Annotated in this window: 28 protein-coding genes and 1 tRNA gene; 14 read left to right on the forward strand and 15 right to left on the reverse strand. The window is 43.9% G+C overall.

The window, feature by feature from the left end:
* The first annotated feature begins 77 nt into the window (after window positions 1–77).
* Together ACO067_RS12835 and ACO067_RS12840 are read left to right on the forward strand one after the other, a co-directional pair.
* On the forward strand, window positions 78–1322 hold the full coding sequence (locus ACO067_RS12835) for a sensor histidine kinase (RefSeq protein ID WP_421874737.1): 1245 nt from the start codon (window positions 78–80) through the stop codon (window positions 1320–1322).
* Window positions 1312–2019 (forward strand): response regulator transcription factor, encoded by a 708-nt coding sequence (locus ACO067_RS12840; RefSeq protein WP_421874738.1) that lies wholly within the window; start codon window positions 1312–1314, stop codon window positions 2017–2019. The genes ACO067_RS12835 and ACO067_RS12840 overlap by 11 nt, the downstream gene beginning before the upstream one ends.
* Here ACO067_RS12840 and ACO067_RS12845 read toward each other — a convergent pair.
* Window positions 1993–2889 (reverse strand): T9SS type A sorting domain-containing protein, encoded by an 897-nt coding sequence (locus ACO067_RS12845; RefSeq protein WP_421874740.1) that lies wholly within the window; start codon window positions 2887–2889, stop codon window positions 1993–1995. The two genes, ACO067_RS12840 and ACO067_RS12845, sit on opposite strands and share 27 nt — an antisense overlap.
* 153 nt (window positions 2890–3042) lie before the next feature.
* On the opposite strand from ACO067_RS12845, the gene ACO067_RS12850 reads away from it, so the two are divergent.
* The 3 genes from ACO067_RS12850 (at window position 3043) to ACO067_RS12860 (ending at window position 6103) form a co-directional block, all read left to right on the forward strand.
* Window positions 3043–4611, forward strand: a complete 1569-nt coding sequence (locus tag ACO067_RS12850; protein ID WP_421874741.1) for a sensor histidine kinase — start codon at window positions 3043–3045, stop codon at window positions 4609–4611.
* On the forward strand, window positions 4604–5299 hold the full coding sequence (locus tag ACO067_RS12855; protein WP_421874742.1) for a response regulator transcription factor: 696 nt from the start codon (window positions 4604–4606) through the stop codon (window positions 5297–5299). Before ACO067_RS12850 ends, ACO067_RS12855 begins: the two co-directional genes overlap by 8 nt.
* Window positions 5300–5383: 84 nt before the next feature.
* On the forward strand, window positions 5384–6103 hold the full coding sequence (locus tag ACO067_RS12860; protein ID WP_421874743.1) for a HisA/HisF-related TIM barrel protein: 720 nt from the start codon (window positions 5384–5386) through the stop codon (window positions 6101–6103).
* A gap of 3 nt (window positions 6104–6106) precedes the next feature.
* Here ACO067_RS12860 and ACO067_RS12865 read toward each other — a convergent pair whose 3' ends face one another.
* The 3 genes from ACO067_RS12865 to ACO067_RS12875 are packed head-to-tail and all read right to left on the reverse strand — an operon-like array spanning window position 6107 to window position 8470.
* Entirely contained in the window at window positions 6107–6589 is a 483-nt protein-coding gene (locus ACO067_RS12865; RefSeq protein ID WP_421874744.1) for a hypothetical protein, read from the reverse strand.
* Window positions 6590–6601: 12 nt separating this feature from the next.
* Window positions 6602–7390, reverse strand: a complete 789-nt coding sequence (locus ACO067_RS12870) for a DUF3667 domain-containing protein (RefSeq protein ID WP_421874745.1) — start codon at window positions 7388–7390, stop codon at window positions 6602–6604.
* A gap of 24 nt (window positions 7391–7414) precedes the next feature.
* Entirely contained in the window at window positions 7415–8470 is a 1056-nt protein-coding gene (locus tag ACO067_RS12875) for a mechanosensitive ion channel family protein (protein ID WP_421874746.1), read from the reverse strand.
* Between the two features lie 89 nt (window positions 8471–8559).
* Here ACO067_RS12875 and ACO067_RS12880 point away from each other — a divergent pair, with 89 nt between their 5' ends.
* The 3 genes from ACO067_RS12880 to ACO067_RS12890 all read left to right on the forward strand — a co-directional run bounded on the left by ACO067_RS12880 (window position 8560) and on the right by ACO067_RS12890 (window position 10742).
* Window positions 8560–9366 (forward strand): hypothetical protein, encoded by an 807-nt coding sequence (locus tag ACO067_RS12880; protein ID WP_421874747.1) that lies wholly within the window; start codon window positions 8560–8562, stop codon window positions 9364–9366.
* 149 nt (window positions 9367–9515) lie between these two features.
* Window positions 9516–9962, forward strand: a complete 447-nt coding sequence (locus ACO067_RS12885; RefSeq protein ID WP_421874748.1) for a hypothetical protein — start codon at window positions 9516–9518, stop codon at window positions 9960–9962.
* A 54-nt stretch (window positions 9963–10016) separates the two neighbouring features.
* Entirely contained in the window at window positions 10017–10742 is a 726-nt protein-coding gene (locus ACO067_RS12890) for a hypothetical protein (RefSeq protein ID WP_421874749.1), read from the forward strand.
* 141 nt (window positions 10743–10883) lie between these two features.
* Here ACO067_RS12890 and ACO067_RS12895 read toward each other — a convergent pair whose 3' ends face one another.
* The 6 genes from ACO067_RS12895 to ACO067_RS12920 all read right to left on the reverse strand — a co-directional run bounded on the left by ACO067_RS12895 (window position 10884) and on the right by ACO067_RS12920 (window position 15128).
* On the reverse strand, window positions 10884–11132 hold the full coding sequence (locus tag ACO067_RS12895; protein ID WP_421874750.1) for a GIY-YIG nuclease family protein: 249 nt from the start codon (window positions 11130–11132) through the stop codon (window positions 10884–10886).
* Window positions 11133–11301: 169 nt separating this feature from the next.
* Window positions 11302–11550, reverse strand: coding sequence for a GIY-YIG nuclease family protein (locus ACO067_RS12900; RefSeq protein WP_421874751.1), 249 nt, complete (start codon window positions 11548–11550; stop codon window positions 11302–11304).
* Window positions 11551–11719: 169 nt separating this feature from the next.
* Window positions 11720–11968: a GIY-YIG nuclease family protein gene (locus ACO067_RS12905; RefSeq protein ID WP_421874753.1), complete on the reverse strand. Its 249-nt coding sequence runs from the start codon at window positions 11966–11968 to the stop codon at window positions 11720–11722.
* 85 nt (window positions 11969–12053) lie between these two features.
* Window positions 12054–12129: transfer RNA gene (locus ACO067_RS12910), tRNA-His, on the reverse strand.
* 130 nt (window positions 12130–12259) lie between these two features.
* Entirely contained in the window at window positions 12260–13603 is a 1344-nt protein-coding gene (locus ACO067_RS12915; protein ID WP_421874754.1) for a dihydroorotase, read from the reverse strand.
* A gap of 73 nt (window positions 13604–13676) precedes the next feature.
* Window positions 13677–15128: a M28 family peptidase gene (locus ACO067_RS12920; RefSeq protein WP_421874755.1), complete on the reverse strand. Its 1452-nt coding sequence runs from the start codon at window positions 15126–15128 to the stop codon at window positions 13677–13679.
* Window positions 15129–15352: 224 nt separating this feature from the next.
* Between ACO067_RS12920 and gcvP the strand changes: the two genes are divergently transcribed.
* From gcvP to ACO067_RS12935, 3 genes are all read left to right on the forward strand, one after another.
* Window positions 15353–18229, forward strand: coding sequence for an aminomethyl-transferring glycine dehydrogenase (gene gcvP / locus ACO067_RS12925; RefSeq protein ID WP_421874757.1), 2877 nt, complete (start codon window positions 15353–15355; stop codon window positions 18227–18229).
* Between the two features lie 187 nt (window positions 18230–18416).
* Entirely contained in the window at window positions 18417–18821 is a 405-nt protein-coding gene (locus ACO067_RS12930; protein ID WP_421874758.1) for a hypothetical protein, read from the forward strand.
* Window positions 18822–18873: 52 nt separating this feature from the next.
* Window positions 18874–19371, forward strand: coding sequence for a hypothetical protein (locus tag ACO067_RS12935; protein ID WP_421874759.1), 498 nt, complete (start codon window positions 18874–18876; stop codon window positions 19369–19371).
* Window positions 19372–19395: 24 nt separating this feature from the next.
* Here ACO067_RS12935 and ACO067_RS12940 read toward each other — a convergent pair whose 3' ends face one another.
* Window positions 19396–19863, reverse strand: a complete 468-nt coding sequence (locus ACO067_RS12940; protein WP_421874761.1) for a hypothetical protein — start codon at window positions 19861–19863, stop codon at window positions 19396–19398.
* Entirely contained in the window at window positions 19860–20621 is a 762-nt protein-coding gene (locus ACO067_RS12945) for an NRDE family protein (protein WP_421874762.1), read from the reverse strand. The genes ACO067_RS12940 and ACO067_RS12945 overlap by 4 nt, the downstream gene beginning before the upstream one ends.
* A 20-nt stretch (window positions 20622–20641) precedes the next feature.
* Here ACO067_RS12945 and ACO067_RS12950 point away from each other — a divergent pair, with 20 nt between their 5' ends.
* The 3 genes from ACO067_RS12950 to ACO067_RS12960 are packed head-to-tail and all read left to right on the forward strand — an operon-like array spanning window position 20642 to window position 23403.
* The gene (locus ACO067_RS12950) at window positions 20642–21583 is read left to right on the forward strand and encodes a CPBP family intramembrane glutamic endopeptidase (protein WP_421874763.1); all 942 of its coding nucleotides are present in this window, start codon (window positions 20642–20644) and stop codon (window positions 21581–21583) included.
* A 10-nt stretch (window positions 21584–21593) separates the two neighbouring features.
* Entirely contained in the window at window positions 21594–22967 is a 1374-nt protein-coding gene (rmuC, locus tag ACO067_RS12955; protein ID WP_421874764.1) for a DNA recombination protein RmuC, read from the forward strand.
* Window positions 22968–23022: 55 nt separating this feature from the next.
* A complete protein-coding gene (locus ACO067_RS12960) occupies window positions 23023–23403 on the forward strand; it encodes a co-chaperone GroES (protein WP_421878304.1) in 381 nt (126 codons plus the stop codon).
* Window positions 23404–23412: 9 nt separating this feature from the next.
* Here the strand turns inward: ACO067_RS12960 and ACO067_RS12965 are convergent, their stop codons facing one another.
* From ACO067_RS12965 to ACO067_RS12975, 3 genes are all read right to left on the reverse strand, one after another.
* A complete protein-coding gene (locus ACO067_RS12965; protein ID WP_421874766.1) occupies window positions 23413–23586 on the reverse strand; it encodes a hypothetical protein in 174 nt (57 codons plus the stop codon).
* A 112-nt stretch (window positions 23587–23698) separates the two neighbouring features.
* Window positions 23699–24673 (reverse strand): porphobilinogen synthase, encoded by a 975-nt coding sequence (gene hemB / locus ACO067_RS12970; protein ID WP_421874767.1) that lies wholly within the window; start codon window positions 24671–24673, stop codon window positions 23699–23701.
* Complete coding sequence (locus tag ACO067_RS12975) at window positions 24622–25437, reverse strand: CPBP family intramembrane glutamic endopeptidase (protein WP_421874768.1); 816 nt, start codon at window positions 25435–25437, stop codon at window positions 24622–24624. Before ACO067_RS12975 ends, hemB begins: the two co-directional genes overlap by 52 nt.
* Window positions 25438–25441: the final 4 nt, after the last annotated feature.

A 25441-nucleotide genomic window follows, 5' to 3' on the forward strand; every position in this document is an offset into this window, starting at 1 on the left:
GTTAATAGCTTCCAAATGAATGTTAATGAGATGTTAAAGATTCCTGAAAGGCTGAAATATCTGCTTATTTTAGACTGATGAAAAACTTACCCATCAGAATACTGGTGATAGTTGGCGCCTTGTCCATGGCTGCTATAGTGGTAGTCCAGATATTCTGGATCACCCAGGTGATGGACCGACAGGAGGAGATGTTTGATAGGTCAGTCCAGATGGCCCTGCGTAACGTGGTGGAATCTCTATGTGAAATCAACGGAAATGACATTCCAAGCAACGACCCCATTGATCAACTTTCTAAGAATTACTTCATTGCTCGCACCAACTATAAGATAGACCTGAGCTCCTTAGACTATCTGTTGAAGGCCGAACTCCAGAAACGGAGCATTGATCTGGACTATGAATATGGCGTGTATGATTGCCAGTCGGACCGAATGGTGTATGGGGATTTTGTGGAGCTCAACAGCAAACAGGGCAAAGTACAGCCAGCCGGGAAGCTCCCGAAACTGGTGAACGATGAATATTACTTTGGGATCTTTTTTCCGGGAAAAACGGCTGGATTGGTGAATATGCTGGGAATCTGGAAAGTCACATCAGTCCTAATTCTCATCATTCTCATAGTTTTTTCCTATGCACTTTTTGTGATCTTGAAGCAGAAACGCCTCAGTGAAATTCAGCGAGACTTTGTCAACAATATGACCCACGAGTTTAAAACACCATTGGCAACTCTACAAGTGTCAGCTGAGGTGCTGGGTAACGAAGTGAAAGAGCCTCGTCAGCAGAAGTATACGGAGATCATCAAATCGGAACTGGTGCGGTTAGAACAGCATGTGCATCAGCTACTGAAGACTTCCATGCTTGATCACCAGGTCATGGCTAATGAGCAGATAGAAGTGATCAATTGTTTGGAGACAATGGGTCAGAAGTTCGAACGGCTTCATCCTGGGAAGCTCCATGTACAAATCGACTTACCTCCTAAAACGGCTGTCAGAGGTGACCGGGTAGTTTTTGAGACCATGGTTTACAACTTGCTCGACAATGCTTTTAAGTATGGAACGGCTGCTGTCGGTTTCACCGTGAGACGGGAGGGAAGATCGGTGCTGATAGCCATAACCAATCATGGCCCTACTATACCTCCTCAGGAACGAAAGAAAATCTTCCATAAATTCTATCGCATACATCAAGGCGACCTTCATGACGTAAAGGGATTCGGTCTTGGCTTGTACTTTGTAAAGCAGGGAGCCAGGTCGATGAAAGGAAAAGTGACCCTCGTCAGTCAAAATAATGAAACAACATTCACACTAAAGATACCAATCGATGAAGCATAATGTCAAAGTGTTGCTAGTGGAGGATGATCAGAATCTTTCATTTGTCATTGCTGACCACCTGGCTCATGAGGGTTTTGAAGTGATCACAGCGGCTAACGGTGAAGAAGGGCTGCAGAAATTTCAACTCTTCGAGATTAGCTTGTGCCTGGTAGATGTGATGATGCCAAGAATGGATGGGTTTACACTGGCTAGAGAGATACGTGATCGAGATGAGTTTGTACCGATACTTTTTTTAACTGCCCGATCCATGGAGGAGGATCGACTGAAAGGATTTGAAATAGGTGGGGATGATTACATCACCAAGCCTTTTTCCATTGCGGAGTTGACCCATCGGATTCAAGTATTTATCAGGAGGAGTCAGCCTGTTGTTGGGTCCACCGCACCATCCGGTAGTATTTCCATTGGTCAGTTGGTATTTCATCCGATAAATCTCCAGATCATGTCTGGTGATAAAGTCACTAGCCTCACTCAAATGGAAGCAGACCTGCTTAAACTGCTTCTCCAAAAGAAGAATAAACTCGTTCGGAGGGAAGATATCCTGATTGAAATATGGGGCGAAAATGACTACTTCAAAGGAAGAAGCCTGGATGTATTCATCTCCAGGCTACGCAAGTATTTAAAAGACGATCCCGCACTGGAATTACGCAACCATCATGGTGTAGGCTTTTCCTTAATTGATGGCGATTTTGCGGGTTAGTCGCTTTCCATCCATCTGGATTTCGAGCAAATAGACTCCTTCAGATTGCCTGGACAGGTCTATCGTCTCAGAATACAGCCCACCGTACGACTCGAAATACCGGTTGAAAACTTCCTTACCATCCAGGTTGTAGATTTTGATAGATAATTCTCCTTCATTCGCAGTGTTGAAACGAAGATTGAATTTGCCATTGGGAGCTGGGTTTGGGAAGTAAGAAAGGTCTTCCAGCTCCAGCTTGTTCGATGCACTGACTTTTCCTTTTTGGCCAAACTCTTCGGTATCATCACTGATTTTCACTGTCTTTTTGATAATTACTTCCACTCTGTTCTCGTGCTTGTCATCATCCATCATGTCAGATAGACTGATCACATAAGCGTCCTCTATAGAATCTCCGAAAGCAAAGTTAAAGTTGGGTCCTGTTGCGATTTTGATGGCCATGTTTTCCTGCATGTCCTTCAGGTGTTCCGAGATGTCTATATCCAATTTTTTCATGTGCTCGTCGAGTTGTCTCATCTGCACTTCAAACTGCCGAGTAAACGCCGAATCTCCAGAGCTGATAAACGAAAATGCGTGGTTGCTTTCCTCATCATCATTCATTTGGAAAAATAGTTGCTGTGTTTTCTTGAGGTTATCTATGCTGAACGCATGGTCATCACCCCCAAACCAAAAGTTGATCTTCTGGTCCTCACCCATAAACTTTGAAAGCTCCTCATCATCACGCATGGCTTCTTTGGAGTCATAGGTCTTTTTGAAAGTTTGCTTCTCTCCATCCACTTCGCGGGAGATCTCCACTTTCACTTGGTCTTGGGCCCATGCAGCTGTGGTGAGCATCAGCAGTAACCCCATCAGTAGTGTAAAATTCTTTTTCATCAGATTGATCATTTAAATGCTAGATGAGGATACCAACGAGGACGGGGTAATTGCATCTGTTAAAACGCGGTTAATCAATGTTAAAAAAGGTTAATAGGGAACTGTAGGGCTACTTTTGGCGTAAATTTGACACCAGTTGAATGATAATCCGACATGAATAGATCAACTATATTCTGGGTTGTAGGCATGATGAGTGCGGCGCTTTTGGGCCTGATTGGCTTCCAGTGGTATTGGATAGATTCTGTCATCAGGGCCAATGAAGAGCGTTTTAAGAAGGATGTAATAGAGGCACTTCATACCGTTTCTGATAAGTTGGAGCGTCAAGAAGCGCTTTATGCATTCAACCAGACCTGGGTATACAACAAGCCATTTGGTCAATCCCGACCACTACGTCTGCGACAAATTGATCCAAACAACCCCCAGACGCTCGCCTTTTCAGACACCGTCCGAAGTGACCAAATGGGGTTCAACATCATCTTTGATTTCCAGGCAACTACCTCTGGCGGATACATGGAGCTAGTTACTGAGTCTCAAGTGCATGAGGTGAGACCGAAAAATAATAATCAGAAGCCAGAAAAGGAGTTGGAGTTACTAGAAGAGCGAATGGAAAAGGCAACTAAGAAATCAGAGATGGTGGTTCAGGTTATTGAAAACGTCCTGTCTCCTGAGCGATCCATTACGGCTCGTTTCAATCCTGCGCAGTTGGATTCCTTATTGTCAAATGAGTTTAACGAGCGCGGTATAGATATCGCCTTTGACTATGGAGTGATCTCTCCAATGCGTCAGCGGTTTGAGTTGATCAACAACCAGCAATCCAAAACGGACCTGGAGAAAAGCGAGCTAAAAGCCAGTCTCTTCCCCAATGATCTGGTGGGAGATCAAAACTGGTTGGTCGTGGATTTCCCAAACAAGCAGCAGTTTCTTCTCCGAAAGATTTGGCTCACCATGGCTAGTTCGGGTTTATTAGTGCTGGTCATAGTGGGCTCTTTCGGTTACTCGATCCATACCATCTTACGTCAGAAGAAACTGTCAGAGATGAAAAATGACTTTATCAACAACATGACCCACGAGTTGAAGACTCCTATAGCTACTATTTCTCTAGCGTGTGAGGCACTCAGTGACAAAGAAATAAAGCAGATGGAAGGCATGCGAGAGCGCTACCTGAAGATGATAGGCGAAGAAAACTCACGGTTGGGAGAGCAGGTAGAACGAGTGCTCCAGATGGCAGCCATTGATCGAAAGGATATTGAGCTGAAGGAAGAAGAATTGAACCTGAAAGAACTGGTGGACCGTGCTGTGGATAAAACAAGCCTACAGGTAGAATCCAAGAACGGCACGATCAAAGTAATCGACAATGCAGAAGATACCACAATTCAGGGGGATCGCACTCATTTAGTAAATATCCTTACCAACTTGCTGGACAATGCGAACAAGTATTCGGAAGAGTCACCTGATATCACCATTCGAGTATATAATCGCGGCAAAACCATCAATGTCAGCGTGCAGGATCGAGGTATAGGGATGACCAGAGAAGCAATCAGTCATATTTTTCAGAAGTTCTACCGGGTACCTACTGGCAATGTTCATAATGTGAAGGGATTTGGTCTGGGCCTGGCGTATGTGAAGAATATGGTGGAACTGCATCACGGAACCATCCAGGTAAGCAGTGAACCCGGAAATGGAAGTAAATTTACAATCACCTTACCTTTAAAAAATGGATAAGCCTAGAATACTGGTAGCAGAAGATGACGAAAACCTGGGACAGATATTGAATGAATACCTGGGTCTCAAAGGGTTCGAGACAGTACTGTGCCGCGACGGAGAGCAGGGGTCCGAGACTTTCAAACCGGGAAAGTTTGATCTGTGTATTTTGGACTTGATGATGCCAAAAAAAGACGGGTTTCAGTTGGCTACCGAGATCAAGGAAATTGAGCCCGATATTCCCATCATTTTCCTTACTGCCAAGTCACTGAAGGAAGATGTGCTCAAAGGATTTAAAATTGGAGCGGATGATTACATCACCAAGCCTTTCAGCATGGAAGTGTTACTTATGCGGATCAAGGCGGTGCTGAAACGCACGATGAAGTCTGAGTCGGATAAGTCCTTACCAGAGGAGGTCGTCATTGGCCAATTGAAATACCAGTATGCCTCCAACATGCTGGAGCTACCTTCAGGCAAGGTCAAATTAACAACCAAGGAGAACGAGCTGTTAAAGCTCTTTGTGGAGAACCTAAATCAGACAGTCACCCGCAGCATTGCATTGAAGAAAATCTGGAGGGATGATTCCTATTTTAATGCGCGAAGCATGGACGTGTACATTGCCAAACTCCGCAAATACCTCAAGGAAGAAGAGTCTCTTCAACTCCTTACTGTCCATGGTGAAGGATTTAAGTTGGTGCATTTAAATTAATCCACCCTTCTTATATCTTTGCTCGGCTTCATCCCCTATATTTAGTAGAAGCATAGACAATAATTGACCTAAACTATTTCTTTTATGCTATTAGTACCCTCTATTTCTGTAATCAAGGGCAGGACCATTCGTCTCTCTCAGGGTGACTACACCAAGGAGAAGCATTACGACAAGAGTCCGCTTGATGTGGCAGAGCAGTTTGCCGATCATGGCATATCCAGAATTCACTTAATTGATCTGGAGGGGGCTAAAAAAGGGACTCCAGTTAACTATCCGACACTGGAAATGATCGCAGGTCACACAGATCTTCGCGTCAATTTTGCCGGAGGTCTACACACCGATGGAGATATTCTCAAGGCGTTTGAGTACGGTGCCGAGAGTGTAGCCGCAGCAACTATTGCCGTATACAACAAAGAGCTCTTTGCCAATTGGATCATGTCTTATGGTCGTGAGAAGATCTCACTTAGTGCGGATGCTTTGGATGGAATGATCAAAGTGGGCGGCTGGCAAAAAGACACCAAAATCGAGTTGGAAGATCACATTGAGTTTTTCTATGACAGAGGCTTGAAGTATCTAAAGACCACCGACATTTCGAAAGATGGCGTGCTGGAAGGTCCTGCTTTTAAGCTTTACGAGCGTCTCACTCAGCGATTCCCAGAGTTGTGCATTTTCGCTAGTGGGGGCGTTCGACATATGGACGATATCAAAAAATTACAGGATATCGGAGTCTATGGAGTTATCTTCGGGAAAGCCTTCTATGAGGGCCAAATCACGCTACAGGAGCTGGCTCAGTTTCACCAATAGGTTTTAAAATTCGTAGTTGAGGTGCCCAATAGAATTGGGGTCTTCATCGTACTTTAGTTTGTAGATGAAGTAAAAGATGAAGTTAAACTTGCTCACGGAATTGATGCTGGTGCTGTCTGGTTTTTGACCAATAAACATGGCGCCATCATTGGCTTGCTGTACCTCTGTCTCTATTGGAGCTTCCAACTGGGACGACTCCTCTACGGCAGGCTCTGTAGCTTCTTTTTTGTCTTCCGTATTGTTATTGGTAGAGGTCGTACTGTTAGTGGATTCTGTAGAATTCGTGACTTTATCCGAGTTGGTGTTGGAGCCATTGGTAGACGCCAAGACATCACTGCTCAGCATGAACAGGCCCAGTAGAGTTAGTGATATGGTGAATAACCGCTTCAGAAAAGTGATTGATTTAGGTAAAAGTAACGAAAAACATCTGGAAAGGTTTAAAAATCCTAAAAAGATGTAGGTACCGATAGTTAACCAGGATCTCACATGCCGCAAGGATCAATTAAAGTATCCCATTTTCACCAGTACCAAACCAATGATAACCCCTACAATAGCCATAACTATCATAAAGATTAAATAACTGCTGATCCAGACTAATAAGCCCTTTAGAAACCCCCAGACATTGTTTTTCTGTGGATAAGTTCTCATGATTGCCCAACCGATGTAAGTGGTAGAAATAGCCATACCCCAGCCGGTGAACAATTGGCCAGTAAAATAATATATGGTAACCATTGCCATCGTGAACCATACACCATTGGCCTGAATGTAGGTAAACCGAATGAGGTGGTGTAGGTATGTATGCCTTTTGCGATAGTAGATCTTGCCGGTGAGCGCTAGAAAGGGGATCAGCACACCAGCAAACATTCTGAAGTGATCAGCGACCCACTGCATGTATTGGGCTTGAAATGCCACTTGTTTTTCAGAGGGTTTTTCGGGTACGAATCCCATTGATTTGCTACTTTCTTCCATGAATTCGTTAACGGTAATTCCAAGGAATTCAAAGAGTAAGAGCATCAGTGCTGTCATCACCAGGTAGTAGCCCAGAGGCCCAATGTATCGAATGGAATTACCCTGAAGGTAGGTTTCAATTACTTGCTCAGGGCGTCTAAACAAGTCTACGATTGTCCTGCCATATTTGGTGTCCATTCCCAACCAGCGATCCGCAAAATCTGAAAGAGCATACTTCCAGGTGATTTTTTGGAGGTGGAGTTTTTGTCCGCAATTCCAGCAAAAATTGCCGGTTGCTTCTACTTCACAGTTGATACATTGGTTAGGTTGATCCGCCATGAGATAAAGCTAATCAAAACCAGATTATTTCTGATCCTCCAGCATGACGCGCTGCACAGGCAAACTTTCAGGAAATTCTGATTGAAGATACTCCAGTAGCTTTTCTCTCACACTGCAGCGAAGGTCCCAGGCTGTAGGGGAGTTTTTGGCGGACATCAGCGCACGGACCATCATGGTGTACTCTTTGGTATCTACCACCTGTAGTGAGTCCACTGCTCCATCCCAGCGTGGTTCAGAATGAAGTATTTCGGTGAGTTTAGCTCTGAGTGGTGCTATGGGTGTACGATAGTCTAGATGAAGGATGACCGAGCCGATGATTTCTCCTTTGTTTCTTGTCCAGTTTTGGAACGGTTTTTCTACGAAATAGGTGATCGGAAGTATCAACCGCCTCCAATCCCAAATTCGCACCACCACATAGGTCAGATTGATTTCTTCTATCCAGCCCCACTCACCTTCCACTACTACAGCATCATCTATTTTGATAGGCTGGGTGAACGCTATCTGGATTCCGGCAAAGAAATTGGCGATGGATTTTTGAGCAGCCAAACCAATGATAATACTGGCCACCCCAGCTGAGGTAAGCAAGGTTTGCCCATAGCGTCTGCCTTCATCAAAACTCAGCAAGATAATAGCAAGGCCTATGAGCACCAGGGAAACGATCACTACCCGCTTCAGAAAGTTGAGTTGCGTGATGATTTTACGTTCCTTACGGTTGTCCTCCTTGTCTATGTTGTATCGGTCCAGAAAGATGTCCTCCAGAGTGTAGACCAGTCTGACCAGCAAGTTGATCACTGCAATGATCAATAGGATTCGAATGGTCATGATCAAAGCCTCTCGGTATATGGACTCATCTGCATACATCAATCCTATGAAAATGGTGAGGACTGGGACCATGAAATTGAAAGCTGACTTGCATTGCTTTCTCAGCATCAGCAGATCGTTGGACCGGGATCTTCTGACTGTTATGCTCAGACTGATGTGTACCAGCCAGTTGATGGCCAAGCCTACCACTAGGCCTATTATCAGATTAATAGCGGGAAAAGGAAGCTCTATCAGTTTGTTGATCCAGTCGTTTAGCATAAAAAAGTGGCTTAAATAATAGCAACAGCAGGAGGGATGAATTGTTGGGAAGTCCCGGTAAGTTCTCTAAATCCGTTAGGTTTATATGTATGAAAAGATTTGTGATGCTTTGTTGGCTTGTTATTGGTCTCTCTATTTCCGGATGGACTCAACAGAAGCTGACCGCCGAAGACGTGATTGGGCGGTTTTTAGAAGCTACAGGTGGAAAGGAAAGGTGGCTCAATTTGGACTCCAGAGTTGAAAAGTGTTTGATTACCAAATACGAAACTGATGGATCCTTTGGGGTAAACCAAAGCATCAAAGCTCAAACTATCTATTACCAATCTCCCGATCAATTTTTGGAGCATACGTTTTCCACAAAGAATCTGTATCATTCTGAATCGATACTCTTCAAGATAAGAACATGTGCATGGTATTATACCAGCAATACCAACTCCGTTGTTTTCTTCGAACCAGAACCGATTACGTTTGCGAAAGAATTTCCGAGAACATATCTGATGGAAGCATTGAATCTGGAACCCATAAAAAAAGTGAAAGAGGAAGATGGGATGTATCGTGTGGATTTTAAGGATGATCGACAGGATGGAGGTGTACAGAGTTTGTTTTTTGACAAAGAGACTTTCCTGATCAAAAGGAGAAGCTATGTAACCAAATCTACCATGACTCCCTGGACGTTTACATTTGAGGAATACCAGAGTTCTGGAGGGTTTAAGGAGCCGAGAAAGGTAGAATTGAAAGGAGGTGGCGAGCCTTTCATGACCATTGCGGTGAGTGAAATTAGCTATGACGTAATCCTCAACCCTGATTTGTTCAAACCTCCAGTTCCCTGTGATGGAGGAGGTAAAATGGTTTCATTGGATGCTCCTTATCAATTGCCGCAGGCAGTTGTGGATTAACGAAGTTGAATGAACTAATCGATCAACACCTATAACGGATTTTACAAATTGCGGATATGACTAATTTCAATAAGTTCAGTACTCTCATTATTCTTTTTCTGGGGTTTTCTTTTTCAATTTTTGCTCAAAGAAAAGGTTACATCATTACAATGGATAAGGATACGATTCAAGGGGAATTTGAGGCGCCTAAAAATCCTGATATTCTTTATCGATATGTAAAGTTCAAATCAAATGACTCGAAGTATAAGAAGTTCAAGGCCAATAAAATCAAAGGATATACCATTGGAACTGATCGATACTTTTCAGGTCAAAATGTCCTAGATGATTTATTGTTTGTGAAAATTGAATTGGAAGGTAGGGTCAATCTGTTCACTTCACTCGTTAAGTCATACATTGTGACACCAAATGGTAGTGCCCCTAAGTTTGATAAAGTGTACTTCTGGTCTAAGGATAAGGGTTTAGTAAGGGTTTATTCACGAGATAAAAAGTCCTTGCTGGAAGTAATTGGAGATAATCAGCGCTGTATGGAGATCATCCAATCTTCGAAAAAAAAGGATATTGATATTCCTCAGCTTGTTAAAATCTACAATCAATAAAGGGCTTATTGAGTTAAAATCCCTGATTAACTTCTACATTGATCAAATGAGTTTATGAAAGATTCATTTCCACTCTGGTTAGTTGTTAGTTTCATCATTTGCATCAGTTCGTGTAAAGAACAAAGTGAGCCAGCAAAGTGTGGGTCATGCGATGGAGAAGTACTAGAAGTGCTCGATTCTGGAGTCTATTCCGTCCAAGGTGTGAAGCCTCTGAGGTTAATTGGCAAGGAAGAATTAGTAGCATGTGATACAGCGTTTGAGAACAACCTTGAGGTGGGTAAACGAGTGGTAATTCAAGGTCAAATCCTAGAAAGTTGCGTGGACACGTTTTCTTACCGAAGAATTAGAATCGATGATTTAAGCGTAATAGACTTCTGTTTGCCACCTATTGACACGTTGGCCAATGCGCAGTTTGAAATCTTTGGGAAGTGGAATCTCTTCGGAATAAAGAATGAGCAAATGATCTATCCTCCATGTGAAGCGGGTCAGCCATTTATCGAGATTTTCTATTCTGATGGTGTTTTGATGATCAATGCTTTTTTGGGTGATAATTCTTGTCTGGGACAGCTATCAATTGATGGACAAACTATGTTGATTTCCACAGATAAGATTTGTACACTTTCACTTCCTCAGACCGAAGCGTTACGCGAATTTGAATCCTTGTTTGGTTCATTTTTATATTGCCATGAAGAGCAGTGCTCATTGACTTATGCTATAGAAGAGAACTTTCTGACTTTGGAGAAAGCAGATGGTTTGACGGCTACTTTCTTCGCATATTGACTTGGAGATCAGTTAATAAAAAAGCAGTTACATTTCTGCAACTGCTTCCAAATTTTTGGGCCTGTCAAGACCGTAGTGTCTTGATGGAAGATCGGTTGCTGACGCTGCGGTCAGCATCAAAGCTTTCGTCTTGACTCGAACCTAAGAATACTTATCTATGAAGGATTTCAGTTTTAGCCTGTTCATATTCTTCAACTTCTTCTCCAGAATTATAGCTTCACTTCTAGATTCCTTTTCAGTGGACCACACCACTTTCCAGGGTCTTCCTTTGACGGTCGCCACCTCAGCTCCGGCATTATGTCTTTTCAGACGATCTTCCAGATTGTTAGTCTGTCCTTTGTAGTATTTGTCAGCGGATTCAGAGTATAGGATGTAGACGAAGAAAGGCATTGCTATGAATTTAGCAAGATGCGTTTGAAACAAAAAGCCCTGACGAAGACAAGCTTGTCAGGGTAAAAATTTGTTCCAAATTTTTGGGCCTGTCAAGACCGAAGCGTCTTGATGGGAGATCGGTTGCTGACGCTGCGGTCAGCATCAAAGCTTTCGTCTTGACTCGAACCTAAGAATACTTATCTATGAAGGATTTCAGTTTTAGCCTGTTCATATTCTTCAACTTCTTCTCCAGAATTATAGCTTCATTTCTAGATTCCTTTTCAGTGGACCACACCACTTTCCAGGGTCTTCCTTTGACGGTCGCCACCTCAGCTCCGGCATTATGTCTTTTCAGACGATCTTCCAGATTGTTAGTCTGTCCTTTGTGGTATTTGTCAGCGGATTCAGAGTATAGGATGTAGACGAAGAAAGGCATTGCTATGAATTTAGCAAGATGCGTTTGAAACAAAAAGCCCTGACGAAGACAAGCTTGTCAGGGCAAAAATTTGTTCCAAATTTTTGGGCCTGTCAAGACCGTAGTGTCTTGATGGAAGATCGGTTGCTGACGCTGCGGTCAGCATCAAAGCTTTCGTCTTGACTCGAACCTAAGAATACTTATCTATGAAGGATTTCAGTTTTAGCCTGTTCATATTCTTCAACTTCTTCTCCAGAATTATAGCTTCACTTCTAGATTCCTTTTCAGTGGACCACACCACTTTCCAGGGTCTTCCTTTGACGGTCGCCACCTCAGCTCCGGCATTATGTTTTTTCAGACGATCTTCCAGATTGTTAGTCTGTCCTTTGTAGTATTTGTCAGCGGATTCAGAGTATAGGATGTAGACGAAGAAAGGCATTGCTATGAATTTAGCATGATGCGTTTGAAACAAAAAGCCCTGACGAAGACAAGCTTGTCAGGGCAAAAATTTGTTCCAAATTTTTGGGTGGAAGATCGGTCTCGAACCGACGACCTCCTGAACCACAATCAGGCGCTCTAACCAACTGAGCTACAACCACCGTTTGTTGGGTTGTGGCGCTCTAACCTCCCGAAACTTCGGGATGAGCTACAACCACTGTTTCCCATCTCAGATCTCAAGGCTCTGATTTGGGAATGCAAAGTTAACTGCATTCATGAATTTTGCAAAAAATTAATTGCGATCAAAAGTAAGTCTTTCACCTTTTTTAGACTCGTCAAATTTCCCCTCATTGAAAGCCAGGTGGCCAGAGACCCAAACTTTCTCTACCGAGGATTTGAATTGGTGTCCTTCGAATGGTGACCAGCCGCACTTCGCCAAAATATTTTCCTTGGAGACCGTCCATGGTTTATTCAGGTCTATCAATACTAAATCCGCGAAATATCCCTCACGGATGTAGCCTCTTTTTTCTATTTCGAAGCATCTGGCTACTGCATGACAAGCCTTCTCTACAATTCGCTCGAGTGAAATCTTGCCTTCGTGGTAGAAGTCCAATAATGCTGTAAGCGAGTGCTGAATTAATGGTCCACCAGAAGGTGCACTGGTGTATGGACCTTGCTTTTCTTCGATAGTGTGTGGGGCGTGATCCGTGGCGATCACGTCTATTCGGTCATCCAATAGGGCTTTCCAAATGCCATCACGATCTGCGGCTGTTTTTACTGCTGGGTTCCATTTGATCCACTGCTGCTTTTCTTTATAGTCTTCATCGCTAAACCATAAGTGATGAATGCAGGCCTCTGATGTGATCCGCTTTTGCTCCAGCGGGATGTCGTTGGTGAAGAGGTTCGTTTCTTTGGCGGTGGAGATGTGCAAGATGTGAAGTCTGGTGTTATGCTTTTTCGCCAGTTCTACTGCCATAGAGGAGGATAGATAACACGCCTCTTCGCTTCGGATGATTGGATGCATCTCAAAGGGAATGTTATCCCCATACTTCTCCTGGTAGATCGCCAGGTTTTTGCGAACTGTTTCCTCATCTTCACAGTGGGTTGCCAGTAAAATGGGTGCATTCGCATACAATTTATCGAGCGTGTCCTTGTCATCTACCAGCATGTTTCCAGTGGATGATCCCATAAATACTTTGATACCGCAGACATCTTTCGGATTGGTTTTGAGCACTTCATCCAGGTTATCATTCGTGGCTCCCATGAAGAAACTGTAGTTGGCCAGGGATTTGGCTTTGCCAATCTCGTATTTAGCTTCCAGCAGTTCCTGAGTGACTGTTTGAGGAACTACATTGGGCATTTCCATGTAGGAGGTCACTCCTCCAGCTACCGCCGCTTTGGCTTCTGTGTAGATTTCTGCTTTGTGTGTGAGACCTGGCTCTCTGAAATGTACCTGATCATCAATTAGGCCAGGAATCAAGTGTTTTCCATTGGCGTCTATTTCTTCAGCTGCAGGATCTGACAATCCCGAACCTATTTTAGCGATTAGTCCATCTGAGATTAAAACATCTGAAGAGATGATTTTCCCCTCATTGACAATCTGTGCATTTTTTATCAGGTATTTTTTGGTAGACATGGCTATCTGTTTTGCATAAAAAAGGGGTTGACAGCTTGGTGTCAACCCCTCAAAATTAAGGATGTTTTGCTGATCAATCTAGCTTCACGCGGTTTTCACGATTAGCCAATTCCCACGCGGTGTAGTAAACCAATAGTGCTCGCTTTTCCATCGTCTTGAAATCGATCTTTTCTATGGTGTCTGTGGGTTTGTGATAATCTGCATGCGTACCGTTGAAGTAGAAAATGATCGGAATGTTCTTTTTTGCAAAATTGTAATGATCTGATCGGTAGTAGTATCTGTTCGGGTCATTCTCATCGTTGTAGGTATAATCCAGATCTAAATTAACCGTTTGCTTGTTGACCATTTCTGAAATCTCGTTCAACTCAGATGATAGCTTGTCTGCTCCAATAACGTAGACGTAATTTGGATTTTCCTCATGGTCAGGATCGATTCGTCCTACCATGTCCACGTTTAGGTTGGTGACAGTGTTTTCTAGTGGGAAGATCGGGTTGTTGGAATAGTATTCGCTACCAAGCAATCCTTTTTCCTCACCTGAAACAGTCATGAAAAGGATACTTCTTCTCGGCTTACTGCCTTTTTTAGCTGCTGTAGAGAATGCCTGAGCCAACTCAATTACAGTGGAAGTGCCTGATCCATCGTCATCTGCTCCATTATTTACCTGACCGTCAGAGCCAATACCAATGTGGTCATAGTGTGCAGTGACTACCAGTACTTCTTCTGGTTTTTCTGTCCCTTCCAAGAATCCCAACACGTTTTCCACTTCAATGTCCTCTATCAGTAGGTCAGAGTTCAGGATCAAATCTTTAGAAGCCGTTCCTGGTTCCAATTGGTCATATTCTGTGTTGAACATCCAGGTAGCTAGTTTCGGATTACCGATGATCACTTTGGTTCCAGAATCATTTGATTTTGTGGAAAGACGTGTGCCACTGAGGTATCGAGAAAAGCGTTGTTTCACGAAATCGTACGAAGACGAATCTTCCACGATCAACACAATGCCTTCCGTTTCAATGTCACCAAGATCGGCTAATACTTTACGCCAGTTGGACATGTCCTTCTGAGGAATAGCGATGAACTTTCCTGCCAGGTCTTTTTCCTTTAAGGATTCGATGGTCTCATCGCCAGCGTAGACAATGTTCACATACTCTTCACCTTTAGTCTCAGTGCGTGAGAAGTAAACAAAGTCTTCAAAGTTGACCATTTTCTCATCTCCTTTTTTCAAATAAGCAGTTCGGTAAGTCGACTTCTGCAAAGGGTATTTTTGAAAATAAGAGTTTCCAGTAGCGGTTTCAACCGGTGGCTCCAGGCCAAACTCCTTGAACTTGCCAGCAATGTAAGCTGCTGCCATTTTTTGTCCGCGTTCACCCGTTTCTCTACCTTCCAGACTATCAGATGCCAGTACGGACAGGTATCCTTTCAGGTCATCCGCTGAAATGGTTTTGGCAAACTTTTGTGCCTTTTTGTCCTGGGCGAAACCCGAAAGGACTACTGCCAAAAGCAGTGTTAATGTTGTTGTATGCTTCATATCAAAAGAAATTTCAAGCTCGCAAATTAATGGATTTCATTTGGTTGCCATGAACGATCCATTTAATCGGTCGATTCTGTGTTTTATTGGTCATAAAAGTGGACCGGTTTCATTGGCCTAAAACTTTGGTCTTCTGAGAATTATGGATCATTTGGAACTATCGTTTGTGGGCTTTTCATTATACATTTGCAGCTTCAAAAAATCGATTCAAATAAATACCCGGTATGACTGTTGATTTAAAAGAAAGAGTGGCATTCGAATCCCGCCACAATGGTCCTTCGCAAGCCGATATTCAAGACATGTTGGCGGCATTAGGTCAAAGCTCCATTGACAATCTGATTGCTGAAACCATCCCTAACAAAATCCGATTGAAAAATGGTTTGAAACTGAGTGAGCCGCTCAATGAATACGAATACATCAACAAGCTGAAAAAAACGGCTTCCAAAAATCACATCTTCAAGTCTTACATCGGTCAGGGATACTATCCATGTGTAGTCCCGGCTGTGATTCAAAGAAACATCCTGGAGAACCCAGGTTGGTATACTGCCTACACCCCGTATCAGGCAGAGATCGCTCAGGGTAGATTAGAAGCATTAATCAACTTTCAAACAGTGGTCATTGACCTGACCGGAATGGAGATTGCCAATGCTTCGCTACTAGATGAGGGAACGGCAGCTGCAGAGGCTATCTCCATGCTTCATGCCACTAGAAAGAAAGAAAAGAAAAGAGCCAACAAGTTCATCGTGGATGAGCGCACTTTTCCACAGACACTTGACATCATCAAGACCCGAACCAAGCCAATGGGAATCGAGTTGGAAGTGGCCAAAATAGAAGAAATTGACCTGACGGATCCAGAGCTATACGGAGTATTTTTCCAATACCCTGATAATTATGGGGAGGTTTTTGATCGAAAGAATTTTGTGGCTGCAGCCAAAGAAAACCATGTGACCATAGCTGTAGCCTCTGACCTACTAAGCCTATGTCTACTAACTCCTCCTGGAGAATGGGGAGCAGATGTAGTCGTGGGAACCTCACAGCGATTTGGTGTGCCGATGGGCTACGGTGGGCCACATGCAGCCTTCTTCGCCACTCGTGAGGAGTACAAGCGAAACGTACCGGGACGAATCATCGGTGTGTCTAAAGATGACGAAGGACATCCCGCCTATCGGATGGCTTTACAAACTCGTGAACAACACATTAAAAGAGAGCGAGCTACATCCAATATTTGTACGGCTCAGGTATTGCTAGCTGTCATGGCTTCTATGTACGCCGTTTATCATGGTCCTGAAGGGCTCAAACGCATTGCTTCTCGGGTAAGAGGTTTTGCTATTGCGGTGGATAAGGCTTTAGGAACAATTGGGTTGAGAAATAAAAACGAACAATACTTTGAAACCCTTCGCTATGAACTGGCAGCACCAACAGTGGCTGAGATCAGATCATTAGCTGAAGCCAACGGCATCAACTTCCGTTATCCAAACTCGGAGACCGTGATGATCTCATTTGACGAGACCACTACTCCTGCAGACATTCAGGAAGTGATCACCTTATTTACCAAGGCTTTGGATCATGAAGCAATCACCTTCGACTCGCAAGTGGATATATCTTACCCACAAGGGTTGAGCAGGACATCAGACTACCTGTCGCATGAAGTATTTCATGAGAACCAGAGTGAGCACGAGATCCTTCGCTACATGAAGCGATTGGAAAACAAAGACCTTTCCCTGGTTCACTCCATGATTTCACTTGGGTCATGTACCATGAAGCTCAATGCCACCACCGAGATGATTCCGGTGACCTGGCCCGAGTTTGGAAATATCCATCCGTTTGCACCTGGATCGCAAACAGAAGGGTATAAAGCAATGATCAGTGAGTTACATGATTGGCTCGCCGAGATCACAGGATTTCACTCAGTATCTTTCCAGCCCAACTCTGGTGCGCAAGGAGAATATGCCGGTTTGATGGTGATCAGAGCATACCATCAGGCAAACGGCAACCACAACAGGGATGTCGTTTTGATCCCTTCATCAGCCCATGGTACCAATCCAGCCAGCGCAGTGATGGCCGGTATGAAAGTCGTCATCGTGAACTGTGACGAAAATGGCAACATCGATGTGGATGACTTAAAAGAAAAGGCAAAAGCCAACAGTGAAAATCTGTCAGCCCTGATGGTCACTTACCCAAGTACACATGGCGTGTTCGAAGAGAGTATCATGGAGATCTGTGAGGTAATTCACCAGCACGGTGGTCAGGTCTATATGGATGGGGCGAATATGAACGCGCAGGTTGGCTTGACCTCACCGGCGATGATTGGTGCTGATGTATGTCACCTGAATCTGCACAAGACTTTCTGTATTCCTCACGGAGGAGGTGGACCAGGTATGGGTCCAATTGGGGTAGTAGAGCACCTGGCTCCGTACTTGCCGGGTCATGAAGTGGCGGATATCGATGAGGTGAATGTATCAAGCGCGCCTTATGGCAGTGCGAGTATCCTACCAATTTCTCATGCGTACATTGCCATGATGGGAGCGGAGGGCCTGACCAACGCAACGAAAATCGCGATCCTCAATGCGAATTACATTGGTGCGAAACTGAAGGATCACTTCCCGGTATTGTATGCCAATGAAAAAGGAAGAAATGCGCATGAGTTGATCATTGACTGCCGTGACTTTAAAAAGTTTGGAGTGGAAGTAGAAGATATAGCCAAGCGAATGATGGACTATGGCTATCACGCACCTACGGTATCGTTCCCGGTGGCAGGTACCATGATGATCGAGCCTACCGAAAGTGAGACCAAGTCGGAGATCGATCGGTTCTGTGAGGTGATGATCTCGATCAGAAAGGAGATCGAAGAAGTAGCCACTGGAGCTGCAGATAAGGAAAACAACGTGCTAAAGAATGCGCCGCATACACAGCGTGTGATCGTTTCCGATACCTGGGAGCTTCCTTACAGCAGGGAAAAAGCAGCCTTCCCGATGGCTGAGCTGAAGTACAACAAGTTCTGGCCATCTGTCAGTCGCATCGATAGTGCGTATGGTGACAGAAACCTGATGTGCAGCTGTGTGCCTGTGGAGGAATATCTGGAGGCTACTGAGTTGGCTTAAAAATTTGATAACTACATTAAATTAAATAGAATAGTCCGGCTGAGCAGTCGGACTTTTTTTATGGATTTTAGCTAATAGGGCTACCCTATTTCTGGTATTTTCTAGTTAACTGTATAATTATTCCGATTTGATACTTGCGAAAATGGTTATGAAGGAGGATTTTTCACTTGAAAGAAGTTGACTCTCAATGAACATTGTCTTTAATATTCTTTTTGTTGGAATGTCATATCTCTTGGGTCTATCAGTCCAAAACCCCTCGATTGTAGGTACATGGGTCAATGAATCTGACGCAAAAGACAAATATGTTTTTGAAAGTTCTGGTTTGGTTTATTCGTATTATGACAACCAATTAGTTGCAACTTACGATTACTCCATTTCGAATTCTAGCCCGCAGTGTGGGGTTAAGGTGCCAATTGACATGCACACAAGTTATTTGAAACTGACACCAAGCATCAAAAAGTTGGGTGACCACACAATTAGCAAATACGATGATCCAGAGCCGTTGTGTTATGAAATCAATGGAATTACAGAGGAGCATCTTTCTTTGAGGGTAGTAGATATGGGTGGATATACTTTATTTAGAAGGCAATAAGGCTGAGAAGTTGGACTTTTTAATTAATCAGTCGAAACTATTTCTTACAATTATGAAAATTGTAATGCTCACCATAATCCTCTTAGCTTTTCAGTCTTTTGCTTTTTCTCTAGACTCTTTAATTAAGCAGCAGACCTTTCTTCTGGATGAAATCCAGCTGATGCGGAATGACCAGTCTGTAAACTTTGGAGCCACCTACGAGGAGGTACTGGCGGCATTTGGTCCTCCTACTTCCAGCGAACCTTACGAATATGAAATGAAGGGCACGACCGGGTATCTTCTTCAGTATGGCAAGTGCAAGATTTACATTGAAGAGGATTCACTTTATTCATGGGAACTCCAAGACGGGAGTATTGCTCTAGGTAGATTTGATCAGTTTTTTCGAATAGGCGATGATGAACAAAAGATTCAAGAAGTTTTTCCTGAAATCCTTCAACGAGGTTCTGTCAGCATTAATCTAAAACTGAAAGACTTACCATTGGAATGCACTTCCATGGTCATCAGAAGCATAGATGGGAAGATATCGAAGGTGTCCAAGTTTGAATGTTAGCCTCTTAAGTATAGAGCTTCCAACCTAGTCACAAATCCGTACCAAAAAGCTGCCCTGCACATTGTTGTCTTCATCAAAATCTGCAGAGATAAAACCAATGATTTCAAAGCCGTTTACCTCTACAATTTCTAGGAAACCACTAGTTGCTGTGTAGATAGGACCACCATTTGGGGTGACGAATTTGATAAACCCGGTATTGTTGATGAACGGCAGGTTATAGTTGCCTCGCTCGGTGGGAAAGGCCACATCCAAATGAGCAAAGATGGTATTCACTCGAGCACAAGGATCTGTCAGGTTTTCATTGAAAATCTTTCCTACGGCCTGGTTGGAGAAGTTGCTGTAGTCCACTCTGCCGCCAGTATATTCCCATTCCACTCCATCGATCTTGCCTTTGAGCGGATCTTTGTCCAGATCAAACTGGTTGACTTTATCATCGCAGCTGCCGATGGTCACTAGTGAAATGATTGCTAACCCAAAAAGTAGTTTACTCATGCTATTTTGAAGCGAAAATGCGCTGTTCCTTCCTTTCGTTCCCCTACAGGGAAAGATTTCTCTGTAAAATTAACCACTCCGTCCCGATCTACAGTAATCACCGTGCTGCAGCAAGTGCCGTAGTTTTCCATCCGGATGCACATAGCTGAAAGTTGACGCTCCATTTCTTTGGGTACCCCCGTGTCTGGAAGCTGTTCGTCCGGCGCTATCGTGGTATTGGTCATCACTTCCAATAACTCTTCATGTGTAAAACTATTGTTGATCGCAGTTTCAAAGTTCATCTTAGCGAGCTCTACTTTGGGCCATGGAGTATCCAATAGTGCATTGCTCAGCCCATAAATGCCTGGCTTCAGGATGTTGATTTTGCGCTCATAGTTGGAGTAGTGACCCATTTCTCTAAGGTCCGAGACCAGCACATTGAATCCGTTGTAGTCTTCTGCATGCTCATGAAGTGTCTGAATGAATTTTTCAGGCCTTAGTTGGCCATTCACAAAATCCGTCGGTATTTCGCCACGAGATGCGGCATCTTCGCGGATATTAGCCAGATCCCGATAGTTAGTAACAGCTGCGAATCGTCCATTTTTGGTAATGGTCATCCAGGTGCCTCCAGCTTGGAGATCTCGTCCACCAAGTAAGTTGGGTTGGTCTTCCCAAAAAGCAGCTTTGGCAGTTGGTCGCTGGTAAAACTCGTCGCGGTTGGCGGCAAGGATCAGTTTATATTTGGGGTGCATGTCCCATGCAAGAGCGATTAAGCACATATTGGGGTCAACTAATAGCTATGAAAAAACTCTACGGTTACTTAATTGAGTTTCAAAGAAAACACTTTGATCTAAGACTCTACCTCTTAACGGCGCTGTTTATTAGTTGTTGGATAGCTTTCAACTATTTGCTGGATTTTGAAGATAGTTATCTGGATCCTCTGAGAGGTAGCTTCTATCACTGGCCAGCTATGTTCGGTTGGATGTTGATGCCTTTTTTATCGGTGGTGGGCATTCTGGCACTTTCGGGCAAGATTCCCAATGTGCTCGGTGATGCTCGTTTTTGGATGATGGCTATTCTGGGCTTTGCTATTTTGGCCGCCGATCGAACGTTTAATCTTCATCGACAGCTAGCCTACGTTCTGGACACCGTGGATTATCGATTTGCCTACCGCTGTGTCAATTGGTCCATGAGCTTGCTGGTCAACGTGTTACCGATCTTCATGGTTTACCGAATTTTTGAATCTGAGCAGCCAAGGAGTTATTACGGGTTGTCGGTTCAAAAAACGGATTTCAGGCCCTATTTTCAATTACTCTTGATCACAGTTGTGATCATAGGTATAGGGTCATTCTTTTCTGACATCCAGTCGTATTATCCTCGATATGCCAAATCCGGAGGTGACAAATTTGCCGAGGCACACGGTTTTCCTGTCTGGGTGTCAGTTCTCATCTACGAATTGGCCTATGGCAGTGATTTTGTAGCGGTGGAACTGTTCTTTCGTGGCTTTCTCATCCATGCGTTTGTGAAATGGCTCGGAGGGTATGCAGTGTTGCCTATGGTAGCCACTTATGTGTTCCTTCATTTCGGCAAGCCGCTCACAGAAACGATCAGTTCAGTGTTTGGTGGATATCTCCTTGGTGTGGTTTCCTATAAAACAGAGAATATCTGGGGAGGAATCATTATTCACCTGGGCGTGGCCTGGAGCATGGAAGTATTCGGGTATCTGCAAAGATTGATGTAAATTTAAGTTTATGGAGTTGGATTCAATAATGGTATTAGTGATTGGTTTGCTGGCAGGAGTTGCCATCGGATATTTGGTGGCCAAGTTGCAGACCAAACAACCAGAAGATCGAACTCCCGAGCTCAAAATGGAACTGCAACTAGAGCAGGAACGCACACAGAAATTATCAGAAGAATTTTCACAACTCAATCAGGAACTACGTCAGGAACGAGAGAAATTCATCGACCTCAGTAGTGCACATTCCAGCCTGAAGGCCAATTACCAAAACCTGCAGGAGCGACTGAACGAACAGAAGGAAGAGGTTAAAACCTTGCAGGATCGATTTGCAGCGGAATTCAAAAATCTGGCAAATGAAATCTTCGAAGAAAAGAGCAAGAAATTCACCGATCAGAATAAGACCAATCTGGATCATTTGCTTAAGCCTCTTGGTGACAAACTTCAGGAGTTTGAGCGTAAAGTAGAGCAGACCAACAAAGACAGTCTGGAGCGCAGCACCGCACTTCGCGAGCAACTACTGGCCCTTCGTGAGCTAAATCAAAAGATGTCTAAGGAAGCTGAGAACCTGACCAAGGCGTTGAAAGGCGATACCAAAGTGCAGGGTAATTGGGGAGAGATCATTCTGGAGGGAATCCTGGAGCGGTCTGGTTTGGAAAAAGATCGGGAGTATTTCTTACAAGAATCCTTTACCAGTGAAGAGGGTCGTCGTTTGCGACCGGATGTCATCATCAAGCTTCCTGACAACAAAAACCTGGTCATCGACTCCAAGGCATCCCTGACAGCTTATGAAAAGTATGCCAGTACGGATGACGAAAACGAACGGGAGCAATACCTTAAAGAACATCTCGTATCGCTCAAAGCACACGTGAAAGGTTTGAGTGAAAAGAATTACCATAAACTGTTCGATACTGGCACTCTGGACTATGTGCTGATGTTTGTGCCGATAGAGTCTGCTTTTGCGCTGCTCGTGAAGCATGGTGGGGAGCTCTACAATGAAGCGCACAACAAAAATATCATCATCGTGAGTCCAGCCACTTTGATCGCGACATTAAGAACGGTGGCTAGTATCTGGAAGCATGAGTACCAAAACAGAAATGCGCTGGAGATCGCCAAGCAAGGAGGTGCGCTTTATGACAAGTTCGTGTCATTTGCGGAAGATTTGCTAAAAGTGGGACAGAACCTGAAACAGACACAGGGGTCTTACCAGGAAGCCATGAAAAAGCTTTCTGAAGGAAACGGCAACCTCGTTCGTAGAACCGAAATACTCAAAGAGCTTGGTGCTAAGGCGAGTAAGAACATTGACCAGCGACTGTTGGATCGTTCACAAAACATCAAAGACGAGGAGAAGCAATTACCACAAAATCCATCGGCCAATCTTTTTGGTTGAAATTCTGAATCCATTCTAAATTTGCGATTCTTTTAATACCGGAGGACAAATGACCATGCAGTTGACAGCAGACAATAAACTGAAAAATATCATTGTAGTGGGTGATCGGGTGCTGATCAAGCCCAAGCAGCAGAATGAGAAAACCAGTAGTGGGATATACCTACCTCCTGGTGTGCAGGAAAAGGAGAAAGTACAGAGTGGCTACATCGTAAAAGCTGGTCCAGGCTATCCAATCCCTATGAGTAGTGATGGAGACGATGATTGGAAACCGGAGGAAGAAAAAATCAAATATATCCCGCTTCAGGCGAAGGAGGGGGATTTGGCACTATTTCTCCAGAAAGGAGCTTTTGAGATCATGTATGAAGGGGAAAAGTACTTCATCGTTCCTCAGAGTTCGATACTCATGTTGGAACGTGAAGATGACCTGTTTGACTAATCCAATTACTTAAAGACTGTCTATGGTGTTTAAATAATTGGTTTGGATGTGGTTGCTCATGTCGCTTAATCTTTTCACAAGCAAGGTGTCATGATGGTTTTTCATGATGTTTCTTTCCAGATGCATAGCTATTTTCAGTGCTATTGCTTCTTCTTGTGCTGTGGTTGGTTTGCTGTCGTTCATCTTGGTTGGTAATAGTAGCTGTTACTAATACTTCAAAACTGATGATAATCTCAGAGGAAGCAAATTCTGATTAGGTGAATGCCACCCACTTCTCGATGAATCGGTGAACGCCTTATTTCACCCGATGAGCCACTAAATATTCCTTAGCAAAATAGGTGAGTATCATGTCAGCACCGGCTCGCTTGATGGCCGTGAGCGTTTCATCTCTGGTACGGTCGGCATCCAACCAACCCTTTAATCCAGCAGCTTTGATCATGGAGTACTCTCCAGACACATTGTAAGCAGCAATTGGTAAGTCATAGTTGGCCTTCAGATCCGAGATAATGTCAAGGTAAACCATGGCAGGCTTCACCATGAGCACGTCCGCTCCCTCAATGTAGTCCAGCTCAGCTTCGATGAGCGCTTCCTTGCGGTTGGCTGGATTCATTTGGTAGGTTTTCTTATCTCCAAACTTCGGTGCAGAATCCAAAGCATCCCGAAATGGCCCATAAAAGGAGCTGGCATATTTGGCTGTGTAGGACATAATGCCCACATTGGAAAAGCCCGCATCATCTAAAGAATCTCTTAGGAAACCAACGCGACCATCCATCATGTCAGAAGGCCCAATCATGTCTATACCCGTTTCAGCCTGGGCAATTGCCATTTTGGCCAGTACTTCCAGTGTTTCATCGTTCAGGATTTTACCATCACGGACTATGCCATCATGTCCATCGGAGCTATACGGATCCATGGCTACATCGGTGATGATCAGAGCTTCTGGAAACTCCTCTTTGATCTTCTTCAGTGCTTGCAGGTAAAAGAAGGAGCTATCGTGGCTCTTGGTAGCCATTTGGTTTTTGTGGGATTCCTCCACCACTGGAAAAATATCAAAAGCCTGGATACCCAGCTTCATGCATTCCTCGATCTCTTTCAACATCAAGTCAAGACTTAAGCGAAAAATCCCCGGCATGGAGGCCACTTCCGTCTTTTGATTGGTTCCCTCAAGGAGGAACAATGGAAAGATCAGATCATTGGCGGTAACCAGTGTTTCCTGGCTTAGGTCTCTGATGGCTTTGGATGCTCGGTTTCGTCTGGGTCTTCGCTCCATGTTGTGTTATCTTGATTGGTAAACAGGTGTCTTAAGAATCGAATGCAAAAGTACATACAGATCAATGACAATGCGACCAAAATCGCTAATTCATAGCCATACCCAGTCAGATCAGTGATGCTCATCATAGCATCATCAAAATAAAGAAACCCTAAATAGGATAGCGCATTGTTAAAGAAATGCAGGAAGATACACACCCAAATATTTCTGGTTCGGAGAAATATCCACGCCAGGAAAACACCAATGAAAAATGCACCAATTCCCTGCCATGGGTTCAGGTGGAAAATGGCAAAGAAGAACGCTGACCAAAGAATGCCTTTTCGCTCCCCATAGTTAGCCACCAGTCCTGGGAGCATGATTCGTCTAAAGAGTAACTCTTCACCCACAGGCGCTATCAAAGCTACGGTGATGAACGTATAAATGTCTTTTTCAAACATCTGCTCAAACATTTCCACGAAAATGTCTGGCATGGGTATGAGCTCTACAATAGGATCATTGACGCATAGAAAAGCCAGGTTGAATACGATTAGAATTGGAAAAACCAGGAAACTAACCTTCTTCTTCTCACGGAAGAGATAGCCAACGGATGCATTCTTGAACCTTAATGCCATGGCGATTATTAGTGCCGAGGACAAGATCTGGCCTAACAGGATACCAATACTGCCGGGCATCTGGGTGATGGTAAGTCCAGCGATTATCTGGGTCACGATGCTCAGTCCAAATAAGCCCCAGGATTGCTTGAGGTTAGGATAGGAAATGTTCATGGGT

The organism is Marinoscillum sp. (assembly GCF_965229915.1).
In the GTDB taxonomy this organism is placed as follows: Bacteria; Bacteroidota; Bacteroidia; order Cytophagales; family Cyclobacteriaceae; genus Marinoscillum.

Coding starts and splice junctions, on each gene's coding strand:
- ACO067_RS12880 (WP_421874747.1), top strand. CDS start 8,560: ATGAAAAGATTTGTGATGCTTTGTTGGCTTGTTATTGGTCTCTCTATT.
- ACO067_RS12895 (WP_421874750.1), bottom strand. CDS start 11,132: ATGCCTTTCTTCGTCTACATCCTATACTCTGAATCCGCTGACAAATAC.
- hemB (WP_421874767.1), bottom strand. CDS start 24,673: ATGGAGCGAAGACCCAGACGAAACCGAGCATCCAAAGCCATCAGAGAC.
- ACO067_RS12975 (WP_421874768.1), bottom strand. CDS start 25,437: ATGAACATTTCCTATCCTAACCTCAAGCAATCCTGGGGCTTATTTGGA.
- ACO067_RS12890 (WP_421874749.1), top strand. CDS start 10,017: ATGAAAGATTCATTTCCACTCTGGTTAGTTGTTAGTTTCATCATTTGC.
- gcvP (WP_421874757.1), top strand. CDS start 15,353: ATGACTGTTGATTTAAAAGAAAGAGTGGCATTCGAATCCCGCCACAAT.
- ACO067_RS12965 (WP_421874766.1), bottom strand. CDS start 23,586: ATGAACGACAGCAAACCAACCACAGCACAAGAAGAAGCAATAGCACTG.
- ACO067_RS12835 (WP_421874737.1), top strand. CDS start 78: ATGAAAAACTTACCCATCAGAATACTGGTGATAGTTGGCGCCTTGTCC.
- ACO067_RS12940 (WP_421874761.1), bottom strand. CDS start 19,863: ATGAGTAAACTACTTTTTGGGTTAGCAATCATTTCACTAGTGACCATC.
- ACO067_RS12860 (WP_421874743.1), top strand. CDS start 5,384: ATGCTATTAGTACCCTCTATTTCTGTAATCAAGGGCAGGACCATTCGT.
- ACO067_RS12920 (WP_421874755.1), bottom strand. CDS start 15,128: ATGAAGCATACAACAACATTAACACTGCTTTTGGCAGTAGTCCTTTCG.
- ACO067_RS12905 (WP_421874753.1), bottom strand. CDS start 11,968: ATGCCTTTCTTCGTCTACATCCTATACTCTGAATCCGCTGACAAATAC.
- ACO067_RS12930 (WP_421874758.1), top strand. CDS start 18,417: ATGAACATTGTCTTTAATATTCTTTTTGTTGGAATGTCATATCTCTTG.
- ACO067_RS12885 (WP_421874748.1), top strand. CDS start 9,516: ATGGATAAGGATACGATTCAAGGGGAATTTGAGGCGCCTAAAAATCCT.
- ACO067_RS12945 (WP_421874762.1), bottom strand. CDS start 20,621: ATGTGCTTAATCGCTCTTGCATGGGACATGCACCCCAAATATAAACTG.
- ACO067_RS12840 (WP_421874738.1), top strand. CDS start 1,312: ATGAAGCATAATGTCAAAGTGTTGCTAGTGGAGGATGATCAGAATCTT.
- ACO067_RS12845 (WP_421874740.1), bottom strand. CDS start 2,889: ATGAAAAAGAATTTTACACTACTGATGGGGTTACTGCTGATGCTCACC.
- ACO067_RS12960 (WP_421878304.1), top strand. CDS start 23,023: ATGCAGTTGACAGCAGACAATAAACTGAAAAATATCATTGTAGTGGGT.
- ACO067_RS12915 (WP_421874754.1), bottom strand. CDS start 13,603: ATGTCTACCAAAAAATACCTGATAAAAAATGCACAGATTGTCAATGAG.
- ACO067_RS12855 (WP_421874742.1), top strand. CDS start 4,604: ATGGATAAGCCTAGAATACTGGTAGCAGAAGATGACGAAAACCTGGGA.
- ACO067_RS12900 (WP_421874751.1), bottom strand. CDS start 11,550: ATGCCTTTCTTCGTCTACATCCTATACTCTGAATCCGCTGACAAATAC.
- ACO067_RS12935 (WP_421874759.1), top strand. CDS start 18,874: ATGAAAATTGTAATGCTCACCATAATCCTCTTAGCTTTTCAGTCTTTT.
- ACO067_RS12875 (WP_421874746.1), bottom strand. CDS start 8,470: ATGCTAAACGACTGGATCAACAAACTGATAGAGCTTCCTTTTCCCGCT.
- ACO067_RS12950 (WP_421874763.1), top strand. CDS start 20,642: ATGAAAAAACTCTACGGTTACTTAATTGAGTTTCAAAGAAAACACTTT.
- rmuC (WP_421874764.1), top strand. CDS start 21,594: ATGGAGTTGGATTCAATAATGGTATTAGTGATTGGTTTGCTGGCAGGA.
- ACO067_RS12870 (WP_421874745.1), bottom strand. CDS start 7,390: ATGGCGGATCAACCTAACCAATGTATCAACTGTGAAGTAGAAGCAACC.
- ACO067_RS12850 (WP_421874741.1), top strand. CDS start 3,043: ATGAATAGATCAACTATATTCTGGGTTGTAGGCATGATGAGTGCGGCG.